The 4,231-nt window shown below is 56.5% G+C and carries 3 protein-coding genes and 2 tRNA genes; 3 read left to right on the plus strand and 2 right to left on the minus strand.

Annotation, left to right across the window (positions count from 1 at the left end):
* The first annotated feature begins 292 nt into the window (after positions 1-292).
* Positions 293-529: a site-specific integrase gene (locus CAGGBEG34_RS09805; RefSeq protein WP_050009385.1), complete on the plus strand. Its 237-nt coding sequence runs from the start codon at positions 293-295 to the stop codon at positions 527-529.
* Positions 530-621: 92 nt separating this feature from the next.
* Here the strand turns inward: CAGGBEG34_RS09805 and CAGGBEG34_RS08475 are convergent.
* Together CAGGBEG34_RS08475 and CAGGBEG34_RS08480 are read right to left on the minus strand one after the other, a co-directional pair.
* Positions 622-695 (minus strand) — tRNA-Cys (locus tag CAGGBEG34_RS08475).
* A gap of 83 nt (positions 696-778) precedes the next feature.
* Positions 779-854, minus strand: a tRNA-Gly gene (locus CAGGBEG34_RS08480).
* A 389-nt stretch (positions 855-1,243) separates the two neighbouring features.
* On the opposite strand from CAGGBEG34_RS08480, the gene glyQ reads away from it, so the two are divergent.
* Entirely contained in the window at positions 1,244-2,263 is a 1,020-nt protein-coding gene (glyQ, locus tag CAGGBEG34_RS08485; protein WP_006683258.1) for a glycine--tRNA ligase subunit alpha, read from the plus strand.
* Between the two features lie 33 nt (positions 2,264-2,296).
* On the plus strand, positions 2,297-4,231 hold a 1,935-nt coding region (gene glyS, locus CAGGBEG34_RS08490; protein WP_042688440.1), incomplete at its 3' end, for a glycine--tRNA ligase subunit beta.

The following is a 4,231-nucleotide window of genomic DNA, read 5'->3' on the forward strand; positions in this document are numbered from 1 at the left end:
GAGGATAGACAGACAAGCCAACTCTCTCCGCGCACGATAGCTGATCGCAAAAAATATTGGAAAGACATCGAGCCTGTGTTCGGTGATGCGCATATTGATGCGCTTCAACCAGCATACATGCTGCGTTACTTTGAAGCGCGCTCATCGAAAGTTTCAGCAAAGAAAGAAATAAAATTTTTTTCCGTCGTGTGCAATTGGGCAAAGGCGCGCGGTTGGATGAATGCCCCAAACCCGATAGAGGCACAACGCGCCAGATGAAAGTGAATGAGGTGCGAGATGTTCACATATTAGATTGCCGAAAACGACAAAAAGCGGGGGCAAGATTAAACGGGTGCGTATTGAGGGCGGACTGCGAGATTTGATCGAAGGTATCCGCAAACGTGGCATTAACGGACAAACTATTCTATGTGATGAAAATGGTCAGCGCTGGTTAGCGGGAGGCAAATTTCGGTATCGCTTTTACAAAGCGAGAAGTGCTGCAACACAGAAAGTGATGGAATTCACCCGGCAGTTTGGCCCTGAAAAGTGACGCGATATGGGGCTTGGAATGGATGGCGAAAGTACTTTCGCCAAAAGATGGGGATAGGACAGCCTGACACTTCTGTAAGTCTTTGATTTATATGGAGACGAGAGTCGGAATCGAACCGGCGTCCGCGGCTTTGCAGGCCGCTGCATAACCACTCTGCCATCTCGCCAGCGGGGAGTCAATGGACATGACTGATACTGATTCTGGAGTTTATATGATGAACTGGCAGCAAGAGGAAAAGGTGCCCAAAAGTGGAGCGGGAAACGAGGCTCGAACTCGCGACCTCAACCTTGGCAAGGTTGCGCTCTACCGACTGAGCTATTCCCGCCCGTTGATATGTGCCAAGAACCTGTTCACGATCTGTAGCGAGCGCCTGTCAGCCAAGGGACGGAGCGCAGGAACCGGAGCATATTTGATATATGTGAGGATTCCGAGCACCGCCCGATATAGGCTCACGGGCGCGCAGTAAGATCGTGAACAGGTTCTAACGGCTACTTCATTCTCTACCCTTATATTTAGGGCGCATTATGAGCAAGTGTCTTAACTTTTGTCAATGTGTGGTCAATGTGCTGCATAAGGCGAGCCTACCAGGCATTTTGCGTGCAGAGATCATGAGATACTGCGCCCAAAAAGAAGTTCTCATAGATCGATAGATCGCTCGGATAGGCCATTTTTACGCTCTTTTTGCAAAAGGGTGAATTGTGATTGAATAGCGCAATGTTGACCGTTTCACGCCTGATCCTAACCCTGCAATCGTATTGGGACGCGCACGGCTGCGCGCTGCTGCAGCCGTACGATGTCGAAGTCGGCGCCGGGACTTCGCATCCGGCGACTTTTTTGCGCGCCATCGGCCCCGAACCCTGGCGCGCGGCGTATGTGCAGCCATCGCGCCGCCCCAAGGACGGCCGTTATGGCGAGAATCCAAACCGGCTCCAGCACTATTATCAATATCAAGTCGTGCTCAAACCCGCGCCGGACGATATCCAGGCATGCTATCTGGATTCGCTGAAGGCGCTTGGACTCGATTTAACGCAAAACGATGTGCGCTTTGTCGAAGATGATTGGGAAAACCCGACGCTCGGCGCGTGGGGGCTGGGTTGGGAAGTCTGGCTGAACGGTATGGAAATCACCCAGTTCACCTACTTCCAGCAGGTCGGCGGACTGGACTGCACGCCAGTGCTCGGAGAAATCACTTACGGCATCGAGCGCCTGGCGATGGCGCTGCAGAATGTGGAAAACGTATACGATCTGATCTGGACGCGCGACCCCGCATCGCAACAGCCGCTGACCTACGGCGATATCTTTCATCAAAATGAAGTCGAGCAATCGACCTATCACTTTGAACAATCGGATACAGACTGGCTATTCAGTCAATTCAATACATATGAAACGCAGGCACAGCGCTTGATGGATGCGCCGCTCGCGCTGCCGGCGTATGAAATGACGCTGAAAGCGGCGCATACATTCAACCTTCTCGATGCGCGCGGCGCGATTTCGGTCACTGAGCGCGCGGCCTATATGGGCCGCATTCGTGCGCTCTCTCGACGGATTGCGCAGACGTATTACGAGGCGCGCGCCGCGCTTGGATTTCCGCTGCTCGCCACTTCTAAGAACCTGTTTACGATCTGTCACGAGCGCCCGTCAGACAGGGAAGGACGGAGCGCAGGAAGCGGAGCATATATGAAATATGTGAGCATTCCGAGCACCGCCCGACCCTGTATCACGGGTGCGCAGTAAGATCGTAAACAGGTTCTAAAGCCTGATTTTTTCATGACCGCCATCGCGCCTTTACTGGTCGAACTCCTGACCGAAGAACTGCCGCCGCGCGCGCTCGCCCGTCTGGCGGACGCCTTTGCACAAGGCATGGTCGAGCGGCTGAACGCGCGCGCTTTGATCGGCGCCGCAGATCGCGCGCCTGTCTTCGAGCGCCATGCAACACCGCGCCGTTTGGCGGTTGTCGTGCACGCCGTGCGCGCGCACGCGCCCCCTCAACGGACCCGTTTAAAAGTATTGCCTGTTTCCATTGCACTCGACGCCCACAGCCGCCCAACGCCTGTACTCTCTAAAAAACTCGCCGCGCTTGGCATGGAACAATGGCAGTGGTCCGATCTCGAACGCGCGGTGGATGGCAAGAATGAAGCGTTGTTCATTCATCGCACTCAAGCGGGCGCAACGCTGACTGAAGGTTTACAAACCGCGCTCGATGAAATATTAAAGACGCTGCCGGCTCCCAAAACAATGCGTTATCCGCGCGCTAAAGCATTTTCCAATCGCGTTGCAACAAGGAGCGAGCGCGAAGACAGTATGAGCAATACGGCGAGCGCGAAGCGACACAGTTGCAGCGTGATTGGAAAATGCGCGCGCGAAAGCGTGCAATTTGTCCGCCCTGCGCACCGACTGATCGCGCTGCATGGCGAGCGGATTGTGCCTGTCACCGCGCTCGGCTTAAGCGCGGGCCGCACGACGCTCGGCCATCGTTTTTTGTCAAACGGTGAAATCGATATTCCGCATGCCGATGCCTATGTTGAAACGCTGCGTGACATCGGGCATGTGCAGGTCGATCTGGATGCACGCCGTGCGGCAATTCGCGCGCAATTGCTCAAACAGGCGGGCGATGCGCACGTGCTGATGCCCGACGCGCTGCTCGATGAAGTTACCGCGCTGGTCGAATGGCCCGCCGTGTACGCCGGGCGGTTTGATGCCGCTTTTCTATCGCTTCCGCCGGAATGCCTGATTCTGACGATGCAAACGCATCAGAAATATTTCGCGCTGCGCAATGCGAGCGGCGCATTGCAGCCGCATTTCCTGCTCGTGTCCAATCTGGATACGCCAACGCCCGAACAGATCATTGCAGGCAACGAGCGCGTGGTACGCGCGCGTCTGGCCGATGCGCAATTCTTCTTCAAGCAGGACCGGAAGCTGCTGCTCGCAGAACGCGCGCCGCAACTGGATGCGGTTGTGTATCACCGCCAACTCGGTTCGCAATGGCAGCGCGTCAAGCGAATCGAAGCGATTGCCTGCGCCATCGCCGCGCGCATCGGCGCGGATCAAGCGCACGCTGCGCGCGCGGCGCAACTCGCCAAAGCCGATCTGCTCACGCAGATGGTCGGGGAATTCCCGGAACTGCAAGGCGTCATGGGGCAGTATTACGCGCGGCTCGACTTTGAGCCTGAAGAGGTGGCGCGCGCGTGCGCCGAGCATTATCAGCCGCGCTTTTCCGGAGACACGTTGCCGTCTACTCTGGCGGGCGTCGCCGTTGCGCTTGCGGATAAACTGGAAACGCTTGTTGGCCTGTTCGGCATTGGACAATGTCCGACCTCCGACAAAGACCCGTTCGCGCTGCGCCGCGCTGCGCTGGGCCTGCTACGCATTCTGCTTGAAAAAGCGCTGCCGCTTGATCTTGAGGCGCTATTGCGGCTCAGCTTCGAGCAATTTGGCGCAGTCCCCTCTGTCAACGATCCAACCGAACCATTGCTCGATTTCTTCTACGACCGGCTGCGCATTTTGCTGCGCGAGCGCGGTCATCGCGCGGATGAAATCGAGGCAGTGCTCAGCACGCGGCCAATGCGTCTAGACGATCTGTCGATACGGCTCGATGCGGTGCATGCCTTCAACGTGCTGCCGGACGCGGCCGCGCTCGCCGCTGCGCACAAACGCATCGCGAACATTCTGAAAAAATCGGCGGATACCGCGCATGCCGAGGTT

The organism is Candidatus Glomeribacter gigasporarum BEG34 (assembly GCF_000227585.1).
GTDB lineage: Bacteria > Pseudomonadota > Gammaproteobacteria > Burkholderiales > Burkholderiaceae > Glomeribacter > Glomeribacter gigasporarum_B.

What these genes read in the sequence shown, in the direction of transcription:
- glyQ (WP_006683258.1), top strand. Translation starts at nt 1,244, where the DNA reads ATGTTGACCGTTTCACGCCTGATCCTAACCCTGCAATCGTATTGGGAC.